The 20,368-nt window shown below is 38.5% G+C and carries 19 protein-coding genes, 3 pseudogenes and 2 riboswitches; of the genes and pseudogenes, 6 read left to right on the top strand and 16 right to left on the bottom strand.

Annotated features, from left to right (window positions below):
• Window positions 1–48: 48 nt before the first annotated feature.
• The 3 genes and pseudogenes from ACOT8F_RS17150 to ACOT8F_RS17160 form a co-directional block, all read right to left on the bottom strand.
• Window positions 49–432 carry a VOC family protein gene (locus tag ACOT8F_RS17150; RefSeq protein WP_421653184.1) on the bottom strand — a complete coding sequence of 128 codons (384 nt, stop codon included), beginning with the start codon at window positions 430–432 and terminating at the stop codon, window positions 49–51.
• A gap of 351 nt (window positions 433–783) precedes the next feature.
• Window positions 784–1,092 (bottom strand): annotated as a pseudogene (locus tag ACOT8F_RS17155) (VOC family protein); the annotation flags it as partial.
• Between the two features lie 75 nt (window positions 1,093–1,167).
• Window positions 1,168–2,862 (bottom strand): M3 family oligoendopeptidase, encoded by a 1,695-nt coding sequence (locus ACOT8F_RS17160; protein ID WP_421653137.1) that lies wholly within the window; start codon window positions 2,860–2,862, stop codon window positions 1,168–1,170.
• 161 nt (window positions 2,863–3,023) lie between these two features.
• Between ACOT8F_RS17160 and motA the strand changes: the two genes are divergently transcribed.
• On the top strand, window positions 3,024–3,815 hold the full coding sequence (motA, locus tag ACOT8F_RS17165) for a flagellar motor stator protein MotA (protein ID WP_421653138.1): 792 nt from the start codon (window positions 3,024–3,026) through the stop codon (window positions 3,813–3,815).
• On the top strand, window positions 3,808–4,551 hold the full coding sequence (gene motB, locus ACOT8F_RS17170; protein ID WP_421653139.1) for a flagellar motor protein MotB: 744 nt from the start codon (window positions 3,808–3,810) through the stop codon (window positions 4,549–4,551). Before motA ends, motB begins: the two co-directional genes overlap by 8 nt.
• 426 nt (window positions 4,552–4,977) lie before the next feature.
• Here motB and ACOT8F_RS17175 read toward each other — a convergent pair whose 3' ends face one another.
• The 3 genes from ACOT8F_RS17175 to ACOT8F_RS17185 all read right to left on the bottom strand — a co-directional run bounded on the left by ACOT8F_RS17175 (window position 4,978) and on the right by ACOT8F_RS17185 (window position 6,611).
• The gene (locus ACOT8F_RS17175) at window positions 4,978–5,406 is read right to left on the bottom strand and encodes a YdcF family protein (protein ID WP_421653140.1); all 429 of its coding nucleotides are present in this window, start codon (window positions 5,404–5,406) and stop codon (window positions 4,978–4,980) included.
• Between the two features lie 139 nt (window positions 5,407–5,545).
• Complete coding sequence (locus ACOT8F_RS17180) at window positions 5,546–6,043, bottom strand: DUF1648 domain-containing protein (protein ID WP_421653141.1); 498 nt, start codon at window positions 6,041–6,043, stop codon at window positions 5,546–5,548.
• A 124-nt stretch (window positions 6,044–6,167) separates the two neighbouring features.
• Window positions 6,168–6,611, bottom strand: coding sequence for a ferritin-like domain-containing protein (locus ACOT8F_RS17185; RefSeq protein ID WP_421653185.1), 444 nt, complete (start codon window positions 6,609–6,611; stop codon window positions 6,168–6,170).
• A 177-nt stretch (window positions 6,612–6,788) separates the two neighbouring features.
• On the opposite strand from ACOT8F_RS17185, the gene ACOT8F_RS17190 reads away from it, so the two are divergent.
• Window positions 6,789–7,046: a hypothetical protein gene (locus tag ACOT8F_RS17190; RefSeq protein ID WP_421653142.1), complete on the top strand. Its 258-nt coding sequence runs from the start codon at window positions 6,789–6,791 to the stop codon at window positions 7,044–7,046.
• 401 nt (window positions 7,047–7,447) lie between these two features.
• Here ACOT8F_RS17190 and ACOT8F_RS17195 read toward each other — a convergent pair whose 3' ends face one another.
• The 4 genes from ACOT8F_RS17195 to ACOT8F_RS17210 form a co-directional block, all read right to left on the bottom strand.
• Window positions 7,448–9,034: a M4 family metallopeptidase gene (locus ACOT8F_RS17195; RefSeq protein ID WP_421653186.1), complete on the bottom strand. Its 1,587-nt coding sequence runs from the start codon at window positions 9,032–9,034 to the stop codon at window positions 7,448–7,450.
• A 649-nt stretch (window positions 9,035–9,683) separates the two neighbouring features.
• Window positions 9,684–10,121, bottom strand: coding sequence for a MarR family winged helix-turn-helix transcriptional regulator (locus tag ACOT8F_RS17200; RefSeq protein WP_421653143.1), 438 nt, complete (start codon window positions 10,119–10,121; stop codon window positions 9,684–9,686).
• A gap of 299 nt (window positions 10,122–10,420) precedes the next feature.
• Window positions 10,421–11,368, bottom strand: a complete 948-nt coding sequence (locus tag ACOT8F_RS17205) for an aldo/keto reductase family protein (RefSeq protein ID WP_421653144.1) — start codon at window positions 11,366–11,368, stop codon at window positions 10,421–10,423.
• A 319-nt stretch (window positions 11,369–11,687) separates the two neighbouring features.
• The gene (locus tag ACOT8F_RS17210; RefSeq protein WP_421653145.1) at window positions 11,688–11,951 is read right to left on the bottom strand and encodes a Spo0E family sporulation regulatory protein-aspartic acid phosphatase; all 264 of its coding nucleotides are present in this window, start codon (window positions 11,949–11,951) and stop codon (window positions 11,688–11,690) included.
• A gap of 313 nt (window positions 11,952–12,264) precedes the next feature.
• Between ACOT8F_RS17210 and ACOT8F_RS17215 the strand changes: the two genes are divergently transcribed.
• Complete coding sequence (locus tag ACOT8F_RS17215) at window positions 12,265–12,675, top strand: YkvA family protein (protein ID WP_421653146.1); 411 nt, start codon at window positions 12,265–12,267, stop codon at window positions 12,673–12,675.
• 201 nt (window positions 12,676–12,876) lie between these two features.
• On the opposite strand, the gene cbpA is transcribed toward ACOT8F_RS17215, so the two are convergent.
• Complete coding sequence (cbpA, locus tag ACOT8F_RS17220) at window positions 12,877–13,527, bottom strand: cyclic di-AMP binding protein CbpA (RefSeq protein ID WP_421653147.1); 651 nt, start codon at window positions 13,525–13,527, stop codon at window positions 12,877–12,879.
• 138 nt (window positions 13,528–13,665) lie between these two features.
• Between cbpA and fosB the strand changes: the two are divergent.
• Window positions 13,666–14,088, top strand: a pseudogene (fosB, locus tag ACOT8F_RS17225) (metallothiol transferase FosB).
• A 125-nt stretch (window positions 14,089–14,213) separates the two neighbouring features.
• On the opposite strand, the gene ACOT8F_RS17230 reads toward fosB, so the two are convergent.
• The 5 genes from ACOT8F_RS17230 to ACOT8F_RS17250 all read right to left on the bottom strand — a co-directional run bounded on the left by ACOT8F_RS17230 (window position 14,214) and on the right by ACOT8F_RS17250 (window position 19,151).
• Window positions 14,214–14,747, bottom strand: a complete 534-nt coding sequence (locus ACOT8F_RS17230; protein ID WP_421653148.1) for a 1,2-dihydroxy-3-keto-5-methylthiopentene dioxygenase — start codon at window positions 14,745–14,747, stop codon at window positions 14,214–14,216.
• Window positions 14,748–14,956: 209 nt separating this feature from the next.
• Entirely contained in the window at window positions 14,957–15,586 is a 630-nt protein-coding gene (locus ACOT8F_RS17235) for a methylthioribulose 1-phosphate dehydratase (RefSeq protein WP_421653149.1), read from the bottom strand.
• A complete protein-coding gene (locus ACOT8F_RS17240) occupies window positions 15,583–16,239 on the bottom strand; it encodes a 2-hydroxy-3-keto-5-methylthiopentenyl-1-phosphate phosphatase (protein WP_421653150.1) in 657 nt (218 codons plus the stop codon). The genes ACOT8F_RS17235 and ACOT8F_RS17240 overlap by 4 nt, the downstream gene beginning before the upstream one ends.
• A complete protein-coding gene (gene mtnW / locus ACOT8F_RS17245) occupies window positions 16,236–17,480 on the bottom strand; it encodes a 2,3-diketo-5-methylthiopentyl-1-phosphate enolase (protein ID WP_421653151.1) in 1,245 nt (414 codons plus the stop codon). The genes ACOT8F_RS17240 and mtnW overlap by 4 nt, the downstream gene beginning before the upstream one ends.
• A gap of 90 nt (window positions 17,481–17,570) precedes the next feature.
• Window positions 17,571–17,676, bottom strand: a riboswitch (SAM riboswitch).
• Window positions 17,677–17,978: 302 nt separating this feature from the next.
• Window positions 17,979–19,151 carry a pyridoxal phosphate-dependent aminotransferase gene (locus tag ACOT8F_RS17250; protein ID WP_421653152.1) on the bottom strand — a complete coding sequence of 391 codons (1,173 nt, stop codon included), beginning with the start codon at window positions 19,149–19,151 and terminating at the stop codon, window positions 17,979–17,981.
• A gap of 106 nt (window positions 19,152–19,257) precedes the next feature.
• On the opposite strand from ACOT8F_RS17250, the pseudogene ACOT8F_RS17255 reads away from it, so the two are divergent.
• Window positions 19,258–20,021: pseudogene (locus tag ACOT8F_RS17255) on the top strand (carbon-nitrogen family hydrolase).
• A 119-nt stretch (window positions 20,022–20,140) separates the two neighbouring features.
• A riboswitch (SAM riboswitch) is annotated at window positions 20,141–20,300 on the top strand.
• Window positions 20,301–20,368 lie beyond the last annotated feature (68 nt).

Raw genomic sequence — 20,368 nt, forward strand, 5'->3', positions numbered from 1 at the left:
GCACTGAATCCAGCTCCAGGCGCCGATAACGGGTGCCTTACGCTTTTTTTATCCAATACCAACTGTATTCATCAGGACAAGCCGCCAGCCATCAGGATCTTCAATCGTCACCCCATCTGCATCCCAATATGGATTTTCAGATTCGACTGCCAAATAACCCAGTTTTTTTAAATTACTAAAAATCTGCTCAATTGCATCCTTATCAGGAATATACAATACAAGCAAATTATCCTCTGTAGGTGCGGGACACGGAGTGCCTTCTTCATGAGTGGTAAATTCAAGATGAACACCAGTTCCTGGAAGTCCGTACATAACCCCTTCATATCCATGATGGTCTTTCCCTTTGAATCCTCCCACTTTTACCAGGCCAAGACCTTTTTCATAAAACTGAATAATGTCTTTCAATTTATCAGTCGGCCTGGCAATCCTCATTTGCACAACCGGCACTCTGCCATCCCACTCTTTTTTTGTAACGATTGTGTATGGATAGGATTTTGATTGTATCTTCTCTTCCCTGCTGCCAGCAATATAAACTTCTAACGGATGAACAGATGCAGGCCTCTCTGTCGGGTACCATGGTCTTCCTTCCTTTGTAAGCACGAAAACCCCTTTTTCATCTCCAAAAAATCTAAAATCATCCAATTTCTCTTGAAAATGATTATTAATGCTTGTTAGAAGTTCCTTTTTTAGTTCATCCACATTTTTTGAGGGGAGTCCGACTTCCCCAACGTCATACCATTTTTTATTTTGATCCTCAGGAAAACGAACAAGCATCTCCAGGACATTCCCATCCGGATCAAGAAAATAACATTGGTTTCCTTCCCAATAAAGCTTTGTTTCTCCTTTATCATCTGACAGGAGCTGAGGTTTCAGTTTTTTGTACATTTCTTCAAAATACCTGTCATTGGTTCTAAAACAGAGATGGTAATACGGCTGTTCTTCGGTACTTTGAAAAACGAGCCTTGTATTTCCTGCCCATACCGCAAAACTGTCTTCCCGCTCAAAGGAAAGCTTCATCTCAAGCATGTTTGTGTAATACTCCTTCATTTCCTCAATTTGATGAGTTACTAAATTGACCTGCAATATCTTCATTATATTCCCCCTATAGAAAACAGCCGGGAAAGTGACTGACCCGGCTGATCCTTATCGCTTATTAAGCAGTCCCTATTAAAGAGCTTGATCATTCACACTGTTCAGCCATGCTTCTATATCGTTTACAACCTCTTTTACACAGCCCTCTTCAAACGGAGATTGAAGCTTTGCTTCTTCCACCAATGCAAGAAATGATTTGCTTCCGCCCTGCTTGCAAAGATTCAAATAATTCTCCCATGCTTCTTCTTTCTTTTCATGAAGCCTTTTCCAAAATTGAAGAGCACAAATTTGGGCCAGAGTATAATCGATATAGTAAAACGGAGAATTATAAATATGTCCCTGCTTTTGCCAAAATCCGCCGCTCTCTAAGTATTCATTGCCGTCATAATCTCTATGAGGGAGATATTTTTTTTCAATTTTCCTCCAGGCTTGTCTGCGTTCTACAGGAGATGCTTCCGGATTTCCGTATACAAAATGCTGAAATTCATCTACTGCCACTCCGTATGGAATAAATAACAATGCCCCTGCCAGATGAGAGAACTTATACTTTTCGGTATCTTCTTTAAAGAACAATTCCATCCAAGGCCATGTAAAAAACTCCATGCTCATGGAATGAATCTCACATGATTCATAGGTAGGAAACTGATATTCTGTCACCTCGAAGCTTCTGCTCATGAAAACCTGAAAGGCATGTCCTACTTCATGTGTTAATACCCGAAGATCGTCAGCGGTTCCGTTAAAATTAGCAAAAATATAGGGTGATTGGTAATCTGCTATGTAAGTGCAATATCCGCCTGCAGCTTTTCCTTTCTTTGCAAGCAGATCCAGCAAATTTTTTTCAATCATAAATTGATAAAACTCATCTGTCTCATTTGATAACTCTTTATACATTTGTTTTCCATTATGCACGATCCATTCTGGATCACCTTTTGGCACGGCGTTGCCAGAGGTGAATTCTACAGGCTCATCATAATATTTTAACGTATCAAGGGCTATTCTGTTTTTTTGCCTTTCATACAGCTTGCTTGCAACAGGCACAATGCTTTTCACTACTTGATCTCTGAATACCTCTACCATCTTGGCATCATAGTCCAGCCTGTTCATTCTGGCATAACCGAGTTCGATGAAGTTTGAAAAACCAAGCTTTTTAGCCATTTTGTCTCTGAGTTTTACAAGATCATCATAAATATGATCAAATTTTTCACCGTTTCCAGAGAAAAATTGGAATCTGGCTTCATTCGCTCTCTTTCTTACATCACGATCAGTTGATTCCATTAAAGGCTGCAGCTGGGCAAGCGTATATTCTTTACCGTCAAAATCAATTTTCGCAGACGCCACAAGCTTTGTGTATTCACTAGAAAGCTTATTCTCCTGCTGCAAATCCTGAAGGATGTCGTCAGAAAATGTTTTGAGCTGGCTCTCAGCAAGTCCAAATAGCTGGTTTCCCCACTTTTCTTCTAATTCGCTTCTGAATTTCGATTGGACAAGCTCCTGGTAGAATTTTGACTGCAGTTTTTTTAAATGAGGCTCTAGTTCGTCAATAAAGTCTTGTTCTTCTTTATAATATTCATCGTTTGTGTCAATGGAGTGCCTGATGTAAACAAGGTTTGCCATCGTGTCTGTATAATTTCGGTTTTCGTATATATTTTTCATAGCCTCATCTTGCTCTTCATATGTATCAGCTTGCTTAAATTCATCAAGATATCCAAGAAATTCTTTTTCTATTTCTTCTAGATTCGGCCTTTTGTATTCATATTCTTCAAATTTCATCTAAAAATCCTCCTTAATCTATGCCATCTAACATATTATTCGATGCTTGATCCTAAATTTCCTTTTGACTATCAACTCAGATTTTCAGGACTTTTCCTAAAGATTTTTGCAAAATGTGTCGATAAGAAAAGTAAAGAAAGAGATAAAGGAACAGGTGAACAATGGATTTAACTTCATTATTAGGGATTATTATTGCATTTATAGCTGTTGGTGTTGGGATGGTATTTAAAGGGGTAAGCCCTATGGTTCTATTAAATCCCGCTGCCCTGCTGATTATTATGCTCGGTACAGTGGGTGCAGTGACCATTGCTTTTCCAAAAAACGAGCTGAAAAACCTACCTAAGCTTTTCGGTATTCTATTTAAAGAAAAGAAAATTCCTTCCATACAGGAATTAATTCCTTTGTTCTCAGATTGGGCACAGGTTGCCAGAAAGGAAGGACTTCTTGCCCTTGAAGCAAAGATATCAGATGTTGATGATCCCTTTCTGAAAAACGGACTCAGCATGGCTGTGGATGGCCAAAATGCTGAATTTATCAGAGATGTGATGCAGGAAGAGATAGAAGCAATGGAAGAAAGGCATCATTCAGGTGCAGCTATTTTCACCCAAGCGGGCACATATGCGCCAACTCTGGGAGTTTTGGGAGCAGTACTCGGATTAATTGCAGCTTTGTCTCATATGGACAATACAAATGAATTAGGACACGCAATAGGGGCTGCTTTCGTTGCCACTCTTTTGGGTATTTTTACAGGTTATGTTCTATGGCATCCTTTTGCCAATAAACTGAAACGGAAATCCAAACAGGAGGCAAAGGTTCGCCAGGTCATGATTGAAGGGGTATTGTCTGTGCTTGAGGGTCAGGCGCCAAAAGCAATCGAGCAAAAACTCGCTACATACCTTCCAGCATATGAACGGGCAAAACTTAAGACAGAAGGAGAACAGGAAATTGGCTAAAAGGAAGAAAAAAGACCATGATGAACACATGGATGAATCTTGGCTGATTCCATATGCAGATCTCCTGACCCTTCTGCTGGCTCTTTTCATCGTTCTTTTCGCCATGAGTTCAATAGATGCTCAAAAATTCCAGTTGCTTTCCAGGGCCTTTAACAGCACATTTACAGGCGGTACAGGCGTGATGGAATATCCAAGCCCTGTGCCAAAAGGTGAAATGGAAAAACTTGATAAGGAAAAACAAAAGTCAGAGAGTTCCGAAAGAAAAAAGCTTCGGGATGTTGAAAAAAAAGTAAATGCCTATATTAAGAGCAAGAATCTGCAGAGCAAACTCAAGGCTGTATTAACAGATGAAGGCTTACTGATTACAATTCATGATGATATCCTGTTTGATTCAGGGAGTGCAACTATTCGCCGAAATGACCGGAATCTCCCATCTGAAATTTCCAATCTTCTAGTATCAGATCCGCCAAGAAACATTATTGTAAGCGGCCATACAGATAACATTCCAATCAGCAATTCACGTTTCCAGTCCAACTGGGAATTAAGCGTGATGCGCGCTGTAGAATTCATGAAGGTCCTTCTTGAAAATAAAAAGCTTGATCCGCAGGCATTCAGCGCCAAAGGATTCGGCGAATATAAACCAATCGCTTCAAACAGTTCGGAAGCTGGCAGACAAAAAAACCGCCGCGTTGAAATACTTATACTGCCTATAGAAAAGAAACCGGAAAAGAATTGATTAAAAAAAGGAGGCTCCAGCCAATAAGGGCGGAACCTCCTTTTTGCTGCTTTTATTTATGTCTGTTTACATATTTCGTATAGATTGTTTCTATTCATATGGTCTTAGATACGCATAAAGATTAGCTTCGTGGCATCTTTTCTTAAAATATTCGCAGTTGTACTTCTGCTTTATATTCTCTTAAATGAAGGGAAAACAACAAAATTTAAGAAAAGAGCCTATATAAAGATTGCTGCCATTCACACGCAGAAAGAGAATTTTCGGGGCATCTTTTTTTATAATCCTAAAAGAGAGCTTATTCAACTATACAAGCTTTCTCCCCTGTTCAGATAAGGGAAGATCTTTCTGTCATATTTTTATTTTACTACATAAAAGTTCTCATCGGGTCCTACTACTCAGAAAAGAAATTTTCAAAATGGCAAATAATTATTCCCTTTTAAAGCTCCGTACCAAATGTTTATCTATTAGGAAGTATTTCGAAAGCGATAAATATTCCCTGAAGTGAGCCTGAATAACGATATTTGATGGGGTTTTCGCTGAGAGGGCTGTTGCATGCAAACCATTATCCTTTGCAATCATCAAACTTCTATATAAATGGTAGTCATTCGTAACAACAACTCCCCTTTCCCAATGCTCTTTTAGTAAAGGCTTAGAAAAGCGAAAGTTTTCTAAGGTATTGGTTGATTTTTGTTCCAGCATAATTCTGTCCTTGGAAATTCCGAGTGCGATCAGTCCTTTTTGGATGGCCTCCGCTTCTGTAATATTTTCACCATCGCCTTTCCCCCCAGAAGCAATGGCAATCGTTTCTTTGTTTTTTTCTAAATACTTGCAATAAATAATCTGCTTTTTTTTCAATCCCGCCTGAGCTGTATTGATGCATTTTAATCTCTAAAAAAACAATATAAAGAATTAAAAGGAGCACGATAATAAGGATCGATAGCCATATGTACATTTTCAATAAATATCACCTTTTCATACTGTTTCATAATTACAATTATTTTGCCTTTATTGATCGATAAATAGAGATCCCTATTGTACCGAAAACGACGATAAATAAAACAGGAATGTTCCATAATCCCAGAGAATGTTTTGCCCCATACGCTATTTGTGCGGATTGCCATGTTTCATAAACAAAGAAGAGACTGATTTCTGTTTTAAGGAGACAAAGCAGCATCCTCGCGTTATTATATTGTTTTTCTGCATTACTCTCTGTAATAGGCACAGGAAAATTGTAAATGTTCGGAAAGGCTTCTAGGGCAGTAAAAACAATGCTTAAGAGTAATCCGATTACAGGAAGCACCCAGATCATTCCAGTTTGACCCCAGCTGTCCGGCTTGCCGTTTATTCCAAAATGTACAGGGATCTCTTTAGGCAGTGAATGCCATATCAATCCTAAATAAAGAAAAACACCAAGCAAAGCTGCAAATGTTACCGCCGTTAACATTTTTTCTAATAAACTTTTCTTCATGATCATATGGGGGCTTTCTTGCATTTACCTCATCCTTTTTCTCAAAATACTACTCCCTAATTTTACCTTCACTATTGGGTTCCTACAATGTAATAAAAGTCAAAAAAATAGCCAATCCCTTTCAGGATTGGCCTCTGCCTGATTGCATTTACACGAGACGAGGATCTGCCAGTAAATGCTCCAATTCTTCTTTGTGATTAGTTTCGTCAGCTATTAGGTCTTCAAGCTTCAATTTCAATTCGATTAATCCAAGCTCTTCAGCCTGTTCTATTCGTTTCGTATAGCGTCTGATTGTATCTGCTTCAGCATCTCTTGCTGCTTCTAAAATATCTCTGACATCTGTAAGCTGAGGTACTGGAGCAGGAGTTGTAGTCGGAATCCCTCCGAGAGTTCTGATTTTATCTGCCAAATACAATGCGTGTCCTGACTCGTCCGTGATTTCACCCTCAAAAAACGGCTTCAATACTTGGCGATGAAAACCTGTGACTACTGCAGCGCTGTATGTATACATAATAGTAGCAGCATACTCGTTTGCAAGATCCTCATTTAACCCTTCAACTAATGCCTGAATTCGAATATCTTCATTGATCATCATTCATCATCCTTTACTCTTTATTATGATGATATATTACCCTTATTTGTACAGTCATAAAACTTTTCTTTTTCTTATGCACTGCCTCAGTTTATTTGCATTTCTTTAATTTTCCTTTGCCTTGAATAACGTCCCCGTAAAAATGCACATTCTTTTTATATAAAGGGGATGATGAAAATGCAGCCAAAACTTTTTTATCATTTAATTATACTTATTTCATGGGGGACACTTCCCTTTCTAGGTCTTAAATCAATAAGAAGATTTCTTCCAGCCGCTTTATTTATGTCTTTTGTTATGGCTGTTTTCGCAGAGATAGTTGTTTTTCGTACACGCTTTTATCACGCATTTAGACAAGCATCGGGGCATCTTTTCTTAAAGTTTGCCCTGCCAATGGTTTCAAGGCCTAAATATAGGGTCATGAGCAACAAAGTTTAAGAAAAGAGCCTTTGTTATTATGCTTGAAAGCTATGTAGCCCAAGAACGAAAATGGTGGGTTTTTAAGAGAAAATACAGCAGATATTCGACAGGTGAAACACCCTTTATTATCGGACCGTTTCTATCAGGTTCATTATGGGTTTTAAAATTAACCTATGAAAAGTTTTTTATATATTTACTGTTGAACTTCGTTTTTGGGTTATTTTTTGTTTATCCTTTACAGGTCTTACATCGAAATACAGCATTTCCCGCTTAAAGAGAATGAAGCCATATCAGCTGCTCTTTCTTTTTTTTGCAAAGTCTGTCCTGATGTACGGTTATCAGATATTTATAGAAGGAAGCAAGGCTGCTAGGTCTAAAGCATGAAAAAGCTCTTCCCAATTAAGGAAGAGCCGCTTCTATTAATATACTTGCACTTGATCCCACGCGCTTTTAACAGCATTATAGGTTGCACTTCCGCTGCCGTAAAGATCCGCTGCGGATTGAAGAAGTGCCGCACGTGCATTGCTGAAGTTAGTTGTTGGTGTCATGTATTGAGTAAGGGCACGGTAGTAGATTTTTCCAGCTGCTGATTTACCAATGCTTTGAATAGTAAGGTAAGCCGCTTTATTTGGAATACCGCTGTTCGTATGAACGCCCCCGTTATCAGAAGAAGTATTCACATAACCGCTCATCGTGCTTGGCTGTCCATATGCTTCCGGATTTGACAAACTTCTCAAAGCATCCCCTGATTTACCTGGAGTGTAAACGTCTTCTCCCATTAAATAGTCTCCTGGATCATTAAAGACACCAAATGTATCGGAGATTGATTCATTCAGTGCTCCTGATTGATAAGAATAATTTAGGCCGGCTGTTCTTTCAGTCACTGCATGTGTTAACTCATGCGCCACAACATCAAGTGCTCCGGAAAGTGATGTAAATGTTACGCCATCTCCATCACCATAAACCATTTGAGAGCCGTTCCAGTAAGCATTGTTATAATTACTGCTGTAGTGAACAGTTGACCGGATTGTAGCACCTGCATTATCAAAGCTGTTTCTGCCAAATGTATTGTAGTAGTAGTCATAAACCTTTCCGGCATAATAGTGGGCATCAACATCTGCTCTTTGAGATGTGCTGTTAAACGCATTGTCGCTGTCTACGGAATAATAACCTGGCAAACTTGTCCCGTTCGAAGCTGTAAAGGTTTCAATAACACCGGTCTGTGCTGATTTTGTAACATCATACAAATAGTAGGTATTATTGGAGAAATAAGTGTTAAGGGTTTTCTTATCGCCAAGAACACCATAGCCTGATCCTGTTGTGGCTGCATCTTCTACAGCATTTAATGAATCAAGAATACTGCCATCCTTCGCGTCGACAAAAATCTGCCAGTTTGCACCATAAGGTTTGATGAATTGGAGTTGCACTTTATAGGCCAGATGGTATTGACCGTCTTTATTGTAAATAAGAAGATTATGCTTTTCTGTTGTGTTTTCTACATTGCTTGGCTTTAGAGGAGCTGGTACTGCAGGTGAAGGTACAAACGTATCCTTTTTAGTTAAATTAATGGATTTCCAGGCAAGTTCAATCGCTTTTTTGGAGGAAAGCTTTGCCTTTGTATCACTTTTCACTTTAGAGGAGGCATCAGGGTGCAAAGTTCCATTTGTAGCCGTTACATTTCCATTCTTGTCCACATGCACTGTAAAAGCTGCACCTTCAATTGGAACACCATTAATAGATTGCACATACTTGTAATGTGTAAAGCCAAGATTGTCCTTTTCAATTTTAACCAAAATTAAATCAGCATTCGGATCGACTTTGTATACTGCATTGTTTTCTTTTAGGAAACTCTTAACCTCTGATTCTTTTTGAATCTTTAGAGCAGATAATTTTCCTGATAGAAACGAAGGGCTGCTTTTTTGCTTGTCCCATTGCTGCTGAACAAGCTGCATCTTTTCTAAAAGCTGTTTTTCTTTCGGAAGTGATGATGCTGAGGCTGAGGCCATTGGAATTGTACCAGTTAATGTAAGAGCAGCACCAAGAACTATTGCAGTAAACTTTTTGTTCAACTATACCTTCTCCTCTCGCAAAGCGAAAAATGTTTAATACATGAAGATAATAGCATTATTTAACTTTTTTTAACATTCAAAAATTTCCAAATTTAAAAAATGATAGAATAAGCATACTGCCTTTCAGATCAAGTAAGAAGTTGTACCTAAGCAATATTTTTGATGGAAAGAATTTTACAAACAAATAACAAATAATGAAATTTGTGTGATAATTTAAGAGATTTCTCAGATTTACTATATAAAAAGGAAGCTTTTTGTTTAGTAGAAATAGAAGCGAACTTATTTTTATAATATAATTATATTTCCATCACCCAATCTATACCAGTTCTAAAAGATATAGGTCGATGAGCGTACCAGCAGTTTTATCCGGTAACGCCACTAAAATCTCCTCCTTCCAGCGGCTTATCTTTTCGCAAATTAAGACTGAAACAAGGGAAATTCAGCTTCTTGGATAGTGTTATTTAATGATTGAATCCCTAATTTTTTTATTAAAAAGGCTATAAAGTCCTGGTTTGTCGCAAAATGAAAGAAAATCCTTCAACGAAAAAAGAGAATAAAAAAACAGCTCAACTAAATGAGCTGCTTGTTAAGAAAGTTCTTTTGCATTATAGCCGGCTTTTTTCAAAAGCTGGATCAGCTGTGCTTTTTCATCCTCAGAAAGGACACTGAAAATATCATCAATTTTCTCCTGATGGGAAGGAAAGATTTCTTCCATCAATTTTTTTCCTTCTTCTGTTATATGTGCATATGTGACCCTTCTGTCTTTATCGCATGCTTTTCTTGCTAAATATCCTTTTTGCTCAAGCTTGTCCACTACATAAGTGATGCTTCCGCTAGCGAGAAGGATTTTTCCGCCTATCTGCTGAAGAGGCTGATCTCCTTTATGGTACAGCAGCTCTAAAACAGCAAACTCAGTAGGATTTAATTGAAAGGTTGTAATATGTTTATTAGCCAAATCATTAATAGAGCGATAGGCTCTGGAAAGGACTACAAATGACTTTAAAGAGTGTTCAGAATGGTTCATAATATCAATCCTTTAAATAATAAAATATCTTGAATTCAGAATAATAATAGATGAAAAAAAACAATATGTCAAGATTCAAAAGCGGAAGCACGCGTTTAGCCCCGACAAGCGCTGGAGGAAAATCCATCAAAGTCGTTTTTTGACTTTGCTGGATTTTCTGAAGCGACCTCGAGGGGCTGCGTACTGCAGCTGGACGGATTCAAAAGCGGAAGCACGCGTTTAGTCCCGACAAGCGCACGAGGAATATTTATCAAAGAAAGAAAAACTCCTTTTCGGGAGTTTCTTCGGTTTTTCAATAATTAAATTGCCAATATTTCTTCAATTCGCTGAAGAACTTCATAGGATAGAATCACTTCAGATGCTTGAACATTTTCCACGATCTGATCCGGGTGCGAGGCACCTACTAGAGTACTTGCAACATTCGGCTGACGTAAAATCCAGGCGAGAGCAAGCTGAGCCATAGTTATATTTAGGTTGTTGGCTACTTCTTCTAAAAGTTCAACCTTTCGCGTAACAATATCATCTATAATTTTCTTTACCCATGAGTTGACCTCTGCATTTGCGGCCCTGCTATTTTGAGGAATTTTGCCTTCTTTGTACTTTCCGGTTAGAACACCTTGTGCTAGCGGTGACCATGCCACTTGTGATAACCCGTTCTTCTCACTCATTGGAATGATTTCTTCTTCTGCATCACGATGAAACATATTATATTGCGGCTGATTAACCACAATGCGGTTTAATAAAAAGCGGTCCGCAATACTAACTGCTTCCTGGATTTGAGCAGCTGTCCACTCACTCACGCCTGCATAAAGGATCTTCCCTTGCCTTATTAAATCATCAATTGCACGAAGCGTTTCCTCTAAAGGTGTTTCATGATCATATCTGTGGCAGTAAAAGACATCAACGTAATCAAGTTCCATCCTTGCGAGACTTGCATGAACCTGTTCAATAATATGCTTCCTTGATAAGCCTCTATCGTTTGGCCCTTCTCCCATTGGCCAAAACGCTTTCGTGGTGACAACAAAGGATTCTCGCGGGAAGGAATTAAGAGCTTTTCCCATCACTCTCTCTGCTTCACCGCCTGCATATACATTCGCACAATCAAAAAAATTGATCCCTGATTCATATGCTTTATGTATGATTGATTCAGCCTGTCCTGCATTTATTGTATTTCCAAATGTAAGCCAGCTTCCCAAACTAATCTCAGAAACTTTTAAGCCAGAATGGCCCAGACGTCGATATTTCATTCTGCTCCCCCTTAAAACCCGTGCTGTTTTCTCATTTCAATCTAAACTTATCAAAAATATCCAAAAGCGTAAAGGACGAGTGTATTGAAAAATTTCTGTCAGAATTGACATTTTTTGCGATGTAAAATGAAATTGTCGGAATTTAGGGAATGAAAAAAAGGCATAAAAATCCTTTTTATATTTAGAGGGAAAAAAAATTAGAAGAGGGCTATTTATCATTTTTCCTTAAAGAAGGCTGTAATTAATGCTTTAAAAACCGCCTATCATCTGGGAATAATCAGGGTTTTTTAATTAGGAGGTATTTGTGAAGAAAATCTATTTATTTTTCAGCGGTTTGATAAACAACTGGTTCTTGAAATGTCAAAGATTTCATTTTTGTCACAAAAACTCGAAAAGGCCCGTTTGTTTTATTTTTTTCTTCAAGCTCAATCTGCTGATATTTATTTAATAGCATATCCAGCTGCTGGCTGTATTTCACTACTTCACCACTCGTATAGCCATTGAGTTCTGCTGCATTGATCATAAGCTTTCGTTTTTCGGCAATCCTTTTCATTAATTCGTCCTTTTGAATTGAATCAGCCATTTTGTATCCCTCCATGTAAATATGGTATAAATTTAATACAGAATGCCCTGTAATTGAAACAAGATAGCAGCTTTGTTTTGTAAAAAGCATCAAGTAGAGTAAAAAATAGTTTATTAAAAGGGCACTTGTGCATTATTACAGATTCCAATAAAATTGTAAATAGAATAGAATCAATAATTCCCAAAAAATAAATATTTTGTATATTTACTCCTATTTCCTTTTCAGATCTTTTTCCCATTCATTTACAAGTTTAAACATTTTTATATAGGATAAATAAATAAAAAACATATTTTTTGGTTTATGAGGTGAGAGCATGTTCAATCGGATACTAAAAAAATATGCCCCTAGGGCGAAAGCTTATCTTAATGATAAGAAAAAAACAGAAGGTCTTTTAAAGAATGCTGCTGTAAAAGCAAGCAAAAACAGGGGTTCTCTCAAATCTGTATGGCAAAGGCTTACCCTGCTGGCAGAAGCTTTGAAGGCTTGGAAAACAGGAGAATATCCTCATTTCCCAAGGAAATCTCTCATAATGATTGTTATTGCTATACTTTATTTTGTTACCCCTCTCGACTTTATCCCGGATTTTATCTTCGGATTCGGAATTTTGGATGATGCAGCAGTTATAGCCTTTGTCGTTAAACAGATCGGCAAAGACCTAAATGATTTTGAAAAATGGAAAGAACAGAGGGATCGTACGATTGACCATACAGAAGTGGAAAAATAACTAACGCAAATAAAAAAGCCTGTTTGTGTAAAGATTTGTTGCTATTCGTATGGGTTTATAACACGGATATAGATTGGATTCGCGGCATCTTTTCTTTAAATTTGGAGATATAGCTTTGTTCTAAATTCACTTAAGTGAAAAAAACAAAGTTTATGAATAGAGCCATAAAAAAATAGCACTTTTACAGTGCTATTTTTTTATTTACTTTGCAGAAGCTGTTTCTTTCTGGGTCACATCATCTACAAAAGTGACGCGGAAGTCTTTTTCTTCAAGCTTGCTGATAATTTTTTGAAGCTTTTTTTTCGATAATTCGTGGGAAAGGTTTACCACAATTCTTCTTAGATAGTCTCCATTGTCCAAAGTCAGCATTCCTTCAATGTTAACGTCCTTCACTGTCGAAACCAGTTCTTTAATAGCTCCCTTGTGTTCTTTTGTAGCAACAGTCAGCAAATAACCGCCTGTTTTCATTCCGAATGAGTCTTCCAATACGTCCATAATGTTTGCATGAGTCATAATACCCGAAAATTCTCCATTTTCATTTAAAACACCTAGAAAAGGAAGTCTTCTGATTGTCATAAAAATTTTTATAAAAGAATCATTCTCATTCACAAAACTCTCTTTTTCGGTAACAAGAGGGTCTATTGAATCATCATCCTTGCCTTCCTGCTCAAAATAATATTCTAAAACATGTACTTTATAAATAAGTCCTTCAAACTTTCTTCCCTCGTCACTAAGGACAGGAATACATCGATAGCCTGTTTCTTTTAAAAGCATATATGCTTCCTTCAGGGTACTGTTAAGTTCACAGTACTTTACTGCCTCTTTTTTCACATAGTTATATCGGATTTTCATCGGAATCCTCCTTTTATCATAAGGGATTGTAAAGAATTTACCACAGCCTTCACAAAAGAGTAAAGAAAATTTTTATTTTTCTGTATTTTTATCGTTTTTTACATTACTTTAATAATAAATGCAAAAAGGAGACTATTTATGAAAATTAACTCGATTAATCATTTAACGTTTTCAGTATCTAATTTGGCTCATTCAATAGCGTTTTACAGAAAAGTATTAGGTGCTAAACTGCTTGTGGAGGGAAAATCAACTGCCTATTTTGATTTAAACGGTTTGTAGATTGCCTTGAACGAAGAAAAAGAAATACCAAGGAAGGAGATTTATGAGTCATACACCCATATTGCTTTTTCCATTGCTAAAGAGGATGTTCAAAGCTGGAAAAAGAAATTGGATGAATTGAAAGTATTCATTATTCCCGGCCGAAAAAGGAATGAAAAGGATTTAGCATCCATTTATTTTTCTGACCCAGATGGACATAAATTTGAACTGCATACAGGTACATTGGAGGATCGCATGAAATTTTATACAGAAGAAAAAAAACATATGACTTTTTACGGATAGACGAACCACAATACTATTCGTTTACAACGGAAAAAGGATTGAATGAAAAACAAAAAACAGCTTTTCTCCGCTGAATAACACAGAGAAAGGCTGATGCTTGCCAGTCAATCCTTTTTTTATCGTATTCAGGCTTTTATTTCATCCTTTTCATATATGGGTACCCATCCTTCAGCAGTGACAAATATTCTGATTGCTACCACCTTGCGATCCTCCTGAAGAGTGAAATAGTGGCGAATGTTTTCAGGAACAGAAATCAGGTCACCAGGATTCAATTCGACATCAAAAAAGGGACCATCTTCACCTTGAATAACAAACACGCCGTGTCCGCTTACGATAAAACGCACTTCATCATCTGTATGATGGTGTTCCTGTTGAAAGTTTTTCAGCAGCTGTTCAAGATTTGGGGTACTTTCTGATAAGGAAATGATATCCTGTGCTTTGTATCCTCTTCGCTCAGAAATATCAGCAATTTCATTTTTAAAAACAGCCAGGATCTCTGCTTTATCTTCATCTGTTAATGAATAGTTCTCTTTCAGCCGTTCAGGAAGCTTTGTAACATCCCAGTTTTCATAAATGACATTTTCTTTTTCAAGAAAAGCTGCTACTTCCTCTTGATTCTCAATTCTCTTTTGTGAATGTTTAAAATAAATCGTTGCCATTTTGTGTTCCTCCTTTAATATTAAATCTTTCTGTTTATTTAATAGGCTCTTTTCTTAAACTTTTCATCCATTTAAATGGAATATAGAGCAAGAATACAGTTGCAAATTTTTCAGAAAAGATGCCACGAAACTAATCTTTATGAGTGTTCTAAAACTATACGAATAGAAATAATCTTTGCGAAAACTGCCATTTATTAAAATCTATGTGTCTAACTGTAAACTGATTTTAGATTAAGATTTAGCAATTTCAGTTGATAGCTGAATAAAAATTCAAAAGCTTCCAAATATTTTTTAGCCTCGAAAGCATTTTTCCCCCATACTGTAATGCCGTGATTCCGGATTAATATAGCCCCAGTGTCCTCGCTTACATATCTCGAGAAGGTTTCAGCAAGATGAGGTATGTCCGCATAATTTGGAATGATGGGCACTGTGACACTGGCATTCTCTTCCCATTTTCCGAGGGCTTTTATGATTTCCTGCCCTTGAAAAGTCACTTCCCCCGCATCGCCATAAACCTCGGAAATCACATTGTTATCTACTGTATGAACATGGAGACTGCACCCGGCATTTGTCTTTTCATAAATTTCGACATGCAAAAGCGTTTCAGCTGAAGGCTTTAAACCATTTGAATGAATTGCCCTGCCCTTCGCATCCACGAGAAGGAAGTCTTCATCGGTTTCTTTCCGCTTATCCTTGCCGCTCGCCGTTACTAAAAAAGTGACAGGATGATCCTCTACTTTAATAGCTAAATTCCCGCTTGTTCCAGGAAACCAGTCTCTTACTGCCAATTCTCTTTTCACATCGGCAAGCTCTTTCCAACGCTCTTCAAGAAGACTCATGAAAGCACCCTCCTCTTCTCCAGAATATCCATAACGTCGAAAAAGTCAGTAAATGATTCATGCCTAAGGGAAAGCTCACGGCAATTGTCCAGCAAATAATCTCTGGCAATGACAAAATCAGAGAGTTTAGCGGCCTCAAGATCCGTTACAGAATCACCAATCACAATAATTTCATTGTTTTTTTCTGTCAGCTGCCTAATGATAGATGGTTTGCAGCAACCGCAATCATTTTGGCAATTTGAGTCACAGCTGTGAGGCCAGAGAATTTCGATTGTCTCCCCTTCAAAGCTTGCAGAGTTGCAATAGATTAAATCCTCCTGAATGATACCTTTAAGAATTGGCTTCACAAAAAAATCAATGCCGCCGCTCACTATGTATAGCGGAAATCCATTTTCTTTTGCATAATGGACAAATTCTTTAAAGCCCTCCCGAATGGACGCTGTGGAAAGGACAAATTCGATGATGCTATTCTTTTCAGAGCTTGAGAGAAGGGAAAAAATTTTCCCTACTCCTTCGCGAACTGAAACCTCACGGGATAGAACTGTGTTTTTTATGTTTTCCCAGCCAGTCGGCTGAAAGTGTTTCATAATTTGAATAATGTTATCATTTTCTGTTATCGTTCCGTCAAAGTCACAAAATAAAACAGGCTTCAATCCCTTTTCACCTCCTCAGCTCCCCATAAGTCGATCGCTGCCTGAAGGTTTCGGTTTTCTTCCGCTTTTTCATGAAGAGAAATTCCTTCAAGCATCCCATCAATAGCAGCTCTAAAAGCATTTGCCCCGCCTACAGCTCCATACGGATGTCCGTGGATGCCTCCTCCTGCATTGATAATCGATTCGTTCCCGAAATCATGGATCAATAAAGGGACAAGACCCGGATGAATTCCTGCAGATGGAACAGGAAAAATTTGTTTTATAGCCCGCTGAACAGTACATTCCTCTGCAATTTCAAGTGCTGAAGCTTTTTCTAAAGCAACACTTCCGTAAGGAGAAGGGAATAATGAGAAATCGGCTCCGGCATAACGAACCAGTTTTCCAAGCAAAAGAGAGTGGGAAAAGCCATAAAATTTCGATGATGTTAAAGCACCGCTGACAGCTGGGTGCGCCATGATTGGAATCATTATTTCTTCATCTTCAGAAAGACTATGAAGAACATCAAGGCCATAGGAAAATACGTTCAGCAATAGGGCACTTGCCCCTAGCTCTACAGCTCTATTTGCTTTATCCCGAAGTTCAGCAGTCCTTCCTGTCAAATTGACAGCATAGAGTTTCTTTTTGCCCGTTTCTTCAAATACTTGCTGAATGACTTTTTTGCCGGCAATGATTCTTTTCTCAAACGGCGTTTCTGGATTTTCAAAAAGAATTTCATCATCTTTTACAAGATCTGCACCGCCTGTCAGCTGATCTCTCAGCTGTGTTTCAAGAAAATCGATATCCCTTCCGATCACACCTTTGAAAATACTCATCAGCAAAGGCCTGTTGTGAACGCCAAGAATTTCCCTAATCCCTTCAATGCCAAACTTTGCTCCTTTAAAGTCACTGACAGATTCTACAGGAAATTCAAGATCTACTAGCTTTACTTCCCCGTCAAGAGACAGTTTTCCGAAAACCGTTGTAAGAATGGCAGGAATGTCCTGACTGAAATTTAAGGATGGATAAGCAATTTTAACTAAAGCTCTTTTCGTTTTTTGTCCCAAATAACGGCTTGCCTGTTCATCCTCTTCAAGCGCGGTTACTTCAAGTACTTTTCCTTTGTGTTTTTCCAGCTGGATTTTTTCCAGCTGCGGCAGATCAGTCCAAGATCCAATTGTAAGTCCAAGTGCGATTCCTTCTGCCTTTTTATAAAACTCACCCTTTGCATCATGTAAAAGATAAGTTGCAATCCATTCGCTCAATGTGTAAAACCTGCCTTCCTAAAAGCTTTTAAACGCCAAAAATCCCCTTCTTCGCCAGGAAGAAGAGGATGTTTGAAAGTTTCACAAATCTTCCTATCTCCCAGCGTCTGCTGCAAGAATTAGCACCGTGCTTAACCATGTTAAGTCGGTTGCCGGGCTTCATCGGGCTAGTCCCTCCACCTGCTCTTGATAAGAATCGTTATTCAATTATATCGTAAGTCATGAATTTTCCGAAAAAAGAAAATAGTTAAATTCAATTGGATTATGCCAAGATTTTATTTTACTGTCAACCTATTTTTTAAAATTTTAGCTCTGTTAAATTTGTCTGTTGATTGCAGCTAGCAGGCGTACGCTTTCCGCGGGCGGTTTTGAAGCCTCCTGTCGCTGCGCTCCTGCGGGGTCTCCCTTCACTCGCACTCCCGCATTAGTCTCCCGTATCCGTTCCAATCAACAGGTGCTCAAAAATTAACACTATTCATTAACATTGTATAAATTATTTTAAAACAAATTGAGCCTACCGATTCGTTCTGCTGCTTCTCTAATTCGGTGTTCTTCTGTCAGCAGGCCAATTCTGATATACCCCTCTCCAAATTGGCCAAAGCCTGATCCCGGTGCTACTGCTACATGTGTTTTATCTAACAAATAATCAGCAAATTGAACAGACGTGTATCCAGATGGCACAGGCAGCCAGGCGAAAAATGACCCTGGAGGAGCTTGAAATTTCCACCCGATTGCTTGGAAGGACTCTACAAGAGCTTTTCTTCTTGATTCATACATCGCTACAAGCTCTTTCACGCAATCCTGAGATTCCGTTAATGCCGCAGCGGCAGCTGATTGCACGGCTCCAAATAAGCTGACGTACAAATGATCCTGAAAAAGATTGATTGCCTCTATTACCGACTTGTTGCCGATCGCAAAACCGGCACGCCATCCTGCCATATTATATGTTTTGGAAAGGGTGTATATCTCAATTCCGTTATCTTTTGCCCCTTCGGTCTGTAAAAAGCTGACTGGTTTATGACCGTCATACCCGATAGCTCCATATGCAAAATCATGAACTATACAGAGGCTGTGTTCTTCTGCAAATTGGACCGTTTCTTCAAAAAATTCTCTAGATGCCGTTGCACCAGTAGGATTGTTCGGGTAATTTAAAAACATCAGCTTAGCTTTTTTTAAAACATCCTGATGGATCGATTTATAGTCCGGAAGAAACTGATTTTCTTCTAATAGCGGCATGAATGCCATTGAAGCTCCTGCAATTTCAACACCGGACCAGTAATCAGGATAGCCCGGATCTGGCACCATTGCGATATCTCCATAATTAAGCAGGCATTGAGGTATTTCAACAAGGCCAGCTTTTCCTCCAAATAAAACAGCTACTTCAGTTTCAGGATTAATCTCTACATCGTATTCCCTAAGATAAAAATCAGCAACAGCTTTCTTTAGTTCGCTTTTCCCTCGAAATGGAGAATATTTGTGGTTGTTTGGGTCTTCAGCAGCTATTTTTAACCTCTCAACGATATGAGAGGGTGTTGGCTGATCAGGATTCCCCTGTCCGAGATTAATGACATCATAGCCCTCCTTTAGCGCTTGTCCCACTTTCTTAACAAGTGCTGCAAAGAATTGGGATGGCAGGCGTTTTAAAAGCTCAGATTGTTCAAAGGATTTCATTTCATAACACCTTCTCAAAAAATTCTTGAAATTCTAATCACAAATCTTATAGTGTAATTAAGAGTCTGTAAAGAAAAATTTTTCTGAAAATGGCGTCATAAATGAAATGAATCCTTACATATCCTGTATTCAGCTAGATATAAAAATTTGGTGAACCTGAATTCAATTAAAGGCAGGCTGCTGAAAAAATCAGTATTGCCTGCAGCAAGATCCCTAAACCTGATATTATTGTCCTTCCAGAACTTTGGACGACTGGCTATGATTTAACACGGCTTGAAGAAACAGCTGATGCAGAGGGTGCAAAAACGCTTGCTTTTATAAGCAGCCTTGCAATTTTGCATCAGGTTCATATTGTGGCTGGTTCTGTTGCTAAAAAAACGGCACAGGGCATATCGAACACTCTATTTGCAGTAAACAAAGACTGAGAAAACATCCATGAATATACCAAGCTTCACCTTTTTCGTCTAATGAATGAGCATCATTACCTAACAGGCGGAAAAGGAAATGGATTGTATACGTTTGAAGGTCTCAACTGCCCCGGGCTCATTTGCTATGATATCCGGTTCCCGGTGGACCAGTTTCCATGCAGTCCGCGTTGCGGAAGTCCTTTTTGTTGTGGCAAAATGGCCTGTGCCAAGACTTGATCATTGGCGGACTCTTCTCTTAGCAAGAGCCATTGAGAATCAATGCTTTGTCATAGCATACAATCGTTCAGGATCTGATCCGAAAAATCCAATGGTAAAAATTCTCGCAGAAGCGGGCAGTGAAGAAGGGTCTCCTTACGCAAGGCTCGAGCTTTCAAAAATAGCTGAAGTGCGCCAAACCATTCCTGTATTCGAAGACAGGCTTCCTTCTTTTTATCAGGAATAATTTTCAGAAATTGGTTGACAATCCTTCTGGTAACTTGTAACATCTTCCTCAAGCGAGTTTTTTAAATGTTCGCTAATTATGAATCTTTAAAAAAATGAAAAATCACATATGATTTTGATCTCTTATCGAGAGTTGGCAGAGGGAATTGGCCCGATGACACCAACAGCAACCGACCGTAATTCCATTGTGAAATGGGGCGCAGCTTGCGCCGGAGTTAACTCCGCAAGGCACGGTGCTACTTCCATCGAATAGAACGTTATTCTATTCGAGAGATAAGAGGCATGGAGTATGAACCTTCAAGCCTCTTTCTCAAAGAAAGGGGCTTTTCTATTATATGCCCCAATAAA

It is taken from the genome of Chryseobacillus diguaensis, from assembly GCF_049220665.1.
Taxonomy (GTDB): domain Bacteria; phylum Bacillota; class Bacilli; order Bacillales; family Bacillaceae; genus Metabacillus_B.

Coding starts and splice junctions, on each gene's coding strand:
- ACOT8F_RS17205 (WP_421653144.1), bottom strand. CDS start 11,368: ATGAAATATCGACGTCTGGGCCATTCTGGCTTAAAAGTTTCTGAGATT.
- ACOT8F_RS17230 (WP_421653148.1), bottom strand. CDS start 14,747: ATGGCAACGATTTATTTTAAACATTCACAAAAGAGAATTGAGAATCAA.
- ACOT8F_RS17180 (WP_421653141.1), bottom strand. CDS start 6,043: ATGCAAGAAAGCCCCCATATGATCATGAAGAAAAGTTTATTAGAAAAA.
- ACOT8F_RS17250 (WP_421653152.1), bottom strand. CDS start 19,151: ATGAAATCCTTTGAACAATCTGAGCTTTTAAAACGCCTGCCATCCCAA.
- ACOT8F_RS17235 (WP_421653149.1), bottom strand. CDS start 15,586: ATGAGTCTTCTTGAAGAGCGTTGGAAAGAGCTTGCCGATGTGAAAAGA.
- motA (WP_421653138.1), top strand. CDS start 3,024: ATGGATTTAACTTCATTATTAGGGATTATTATTGCATTTATAGCTGTT.
- ACOT8F_RS17160 (WP_421653137.1), bottom strand. CDS start 2,862: ATGAAATTTGAAGAATATGAATACAAAAGGCCGAATCTAGAAGAAATA.
- ACOT8F_RS17150 (WP_421653184.1), bottom strand. CDS start 432: ATGAGGATTGCCAGGCCGACTGATAAATTGAAAGACATTATTCAGTTT.
- ACOT8F_RS17190 (WP_421653142.1), top strand. CDS start 6,789: ATGCAGCCAAAACTTTTTTATCATTTAATTATACTTATTTCATGGGGG.
- ACOT8F_RS17215 (WP_421653146.1), top strand. CDS start 12,265: ATGTTCAATCGGATACTAAAAAAATATGCCCCTAGGGCGAAAGCTTAT.
- cbpA (WP_421653147.1), bottom strand. CDS start 13,527: ATGAAAATCCGATATAACTATGTGAAAAAAGAGGCAGTAAAGTACTGT.
- ACOT8F_RS17210 (WP_421653145.1), bottom strand. CDS start 11,951: ATGGCTGATTCAATTCAAAAGGACGAATTAATGAAAAGGATTGCCGAA.
- ACOT8F_RS17185 (WP_421653185.1), bottom strand. CDS start 6,611: ATGATCAATGAAGATATTCGAATTCAGGCATTAGTTGAAGGGTTAAAT.
- ACOT8F_RS17195 (WP_421653186.1), bottom strand. CDS start 9,034: ATGGCCTCAGCCTCAGCATCATCACTTCCGAAAGAAAAACAGCTTTTA.
- ACOT8F_RS17200 (WP_421653143.1), bottom strand. CDS start 10,121: ATGAACCATTCTGAACACTCTTTAAAGTCATTTGTAGTCCTTTCCAGA.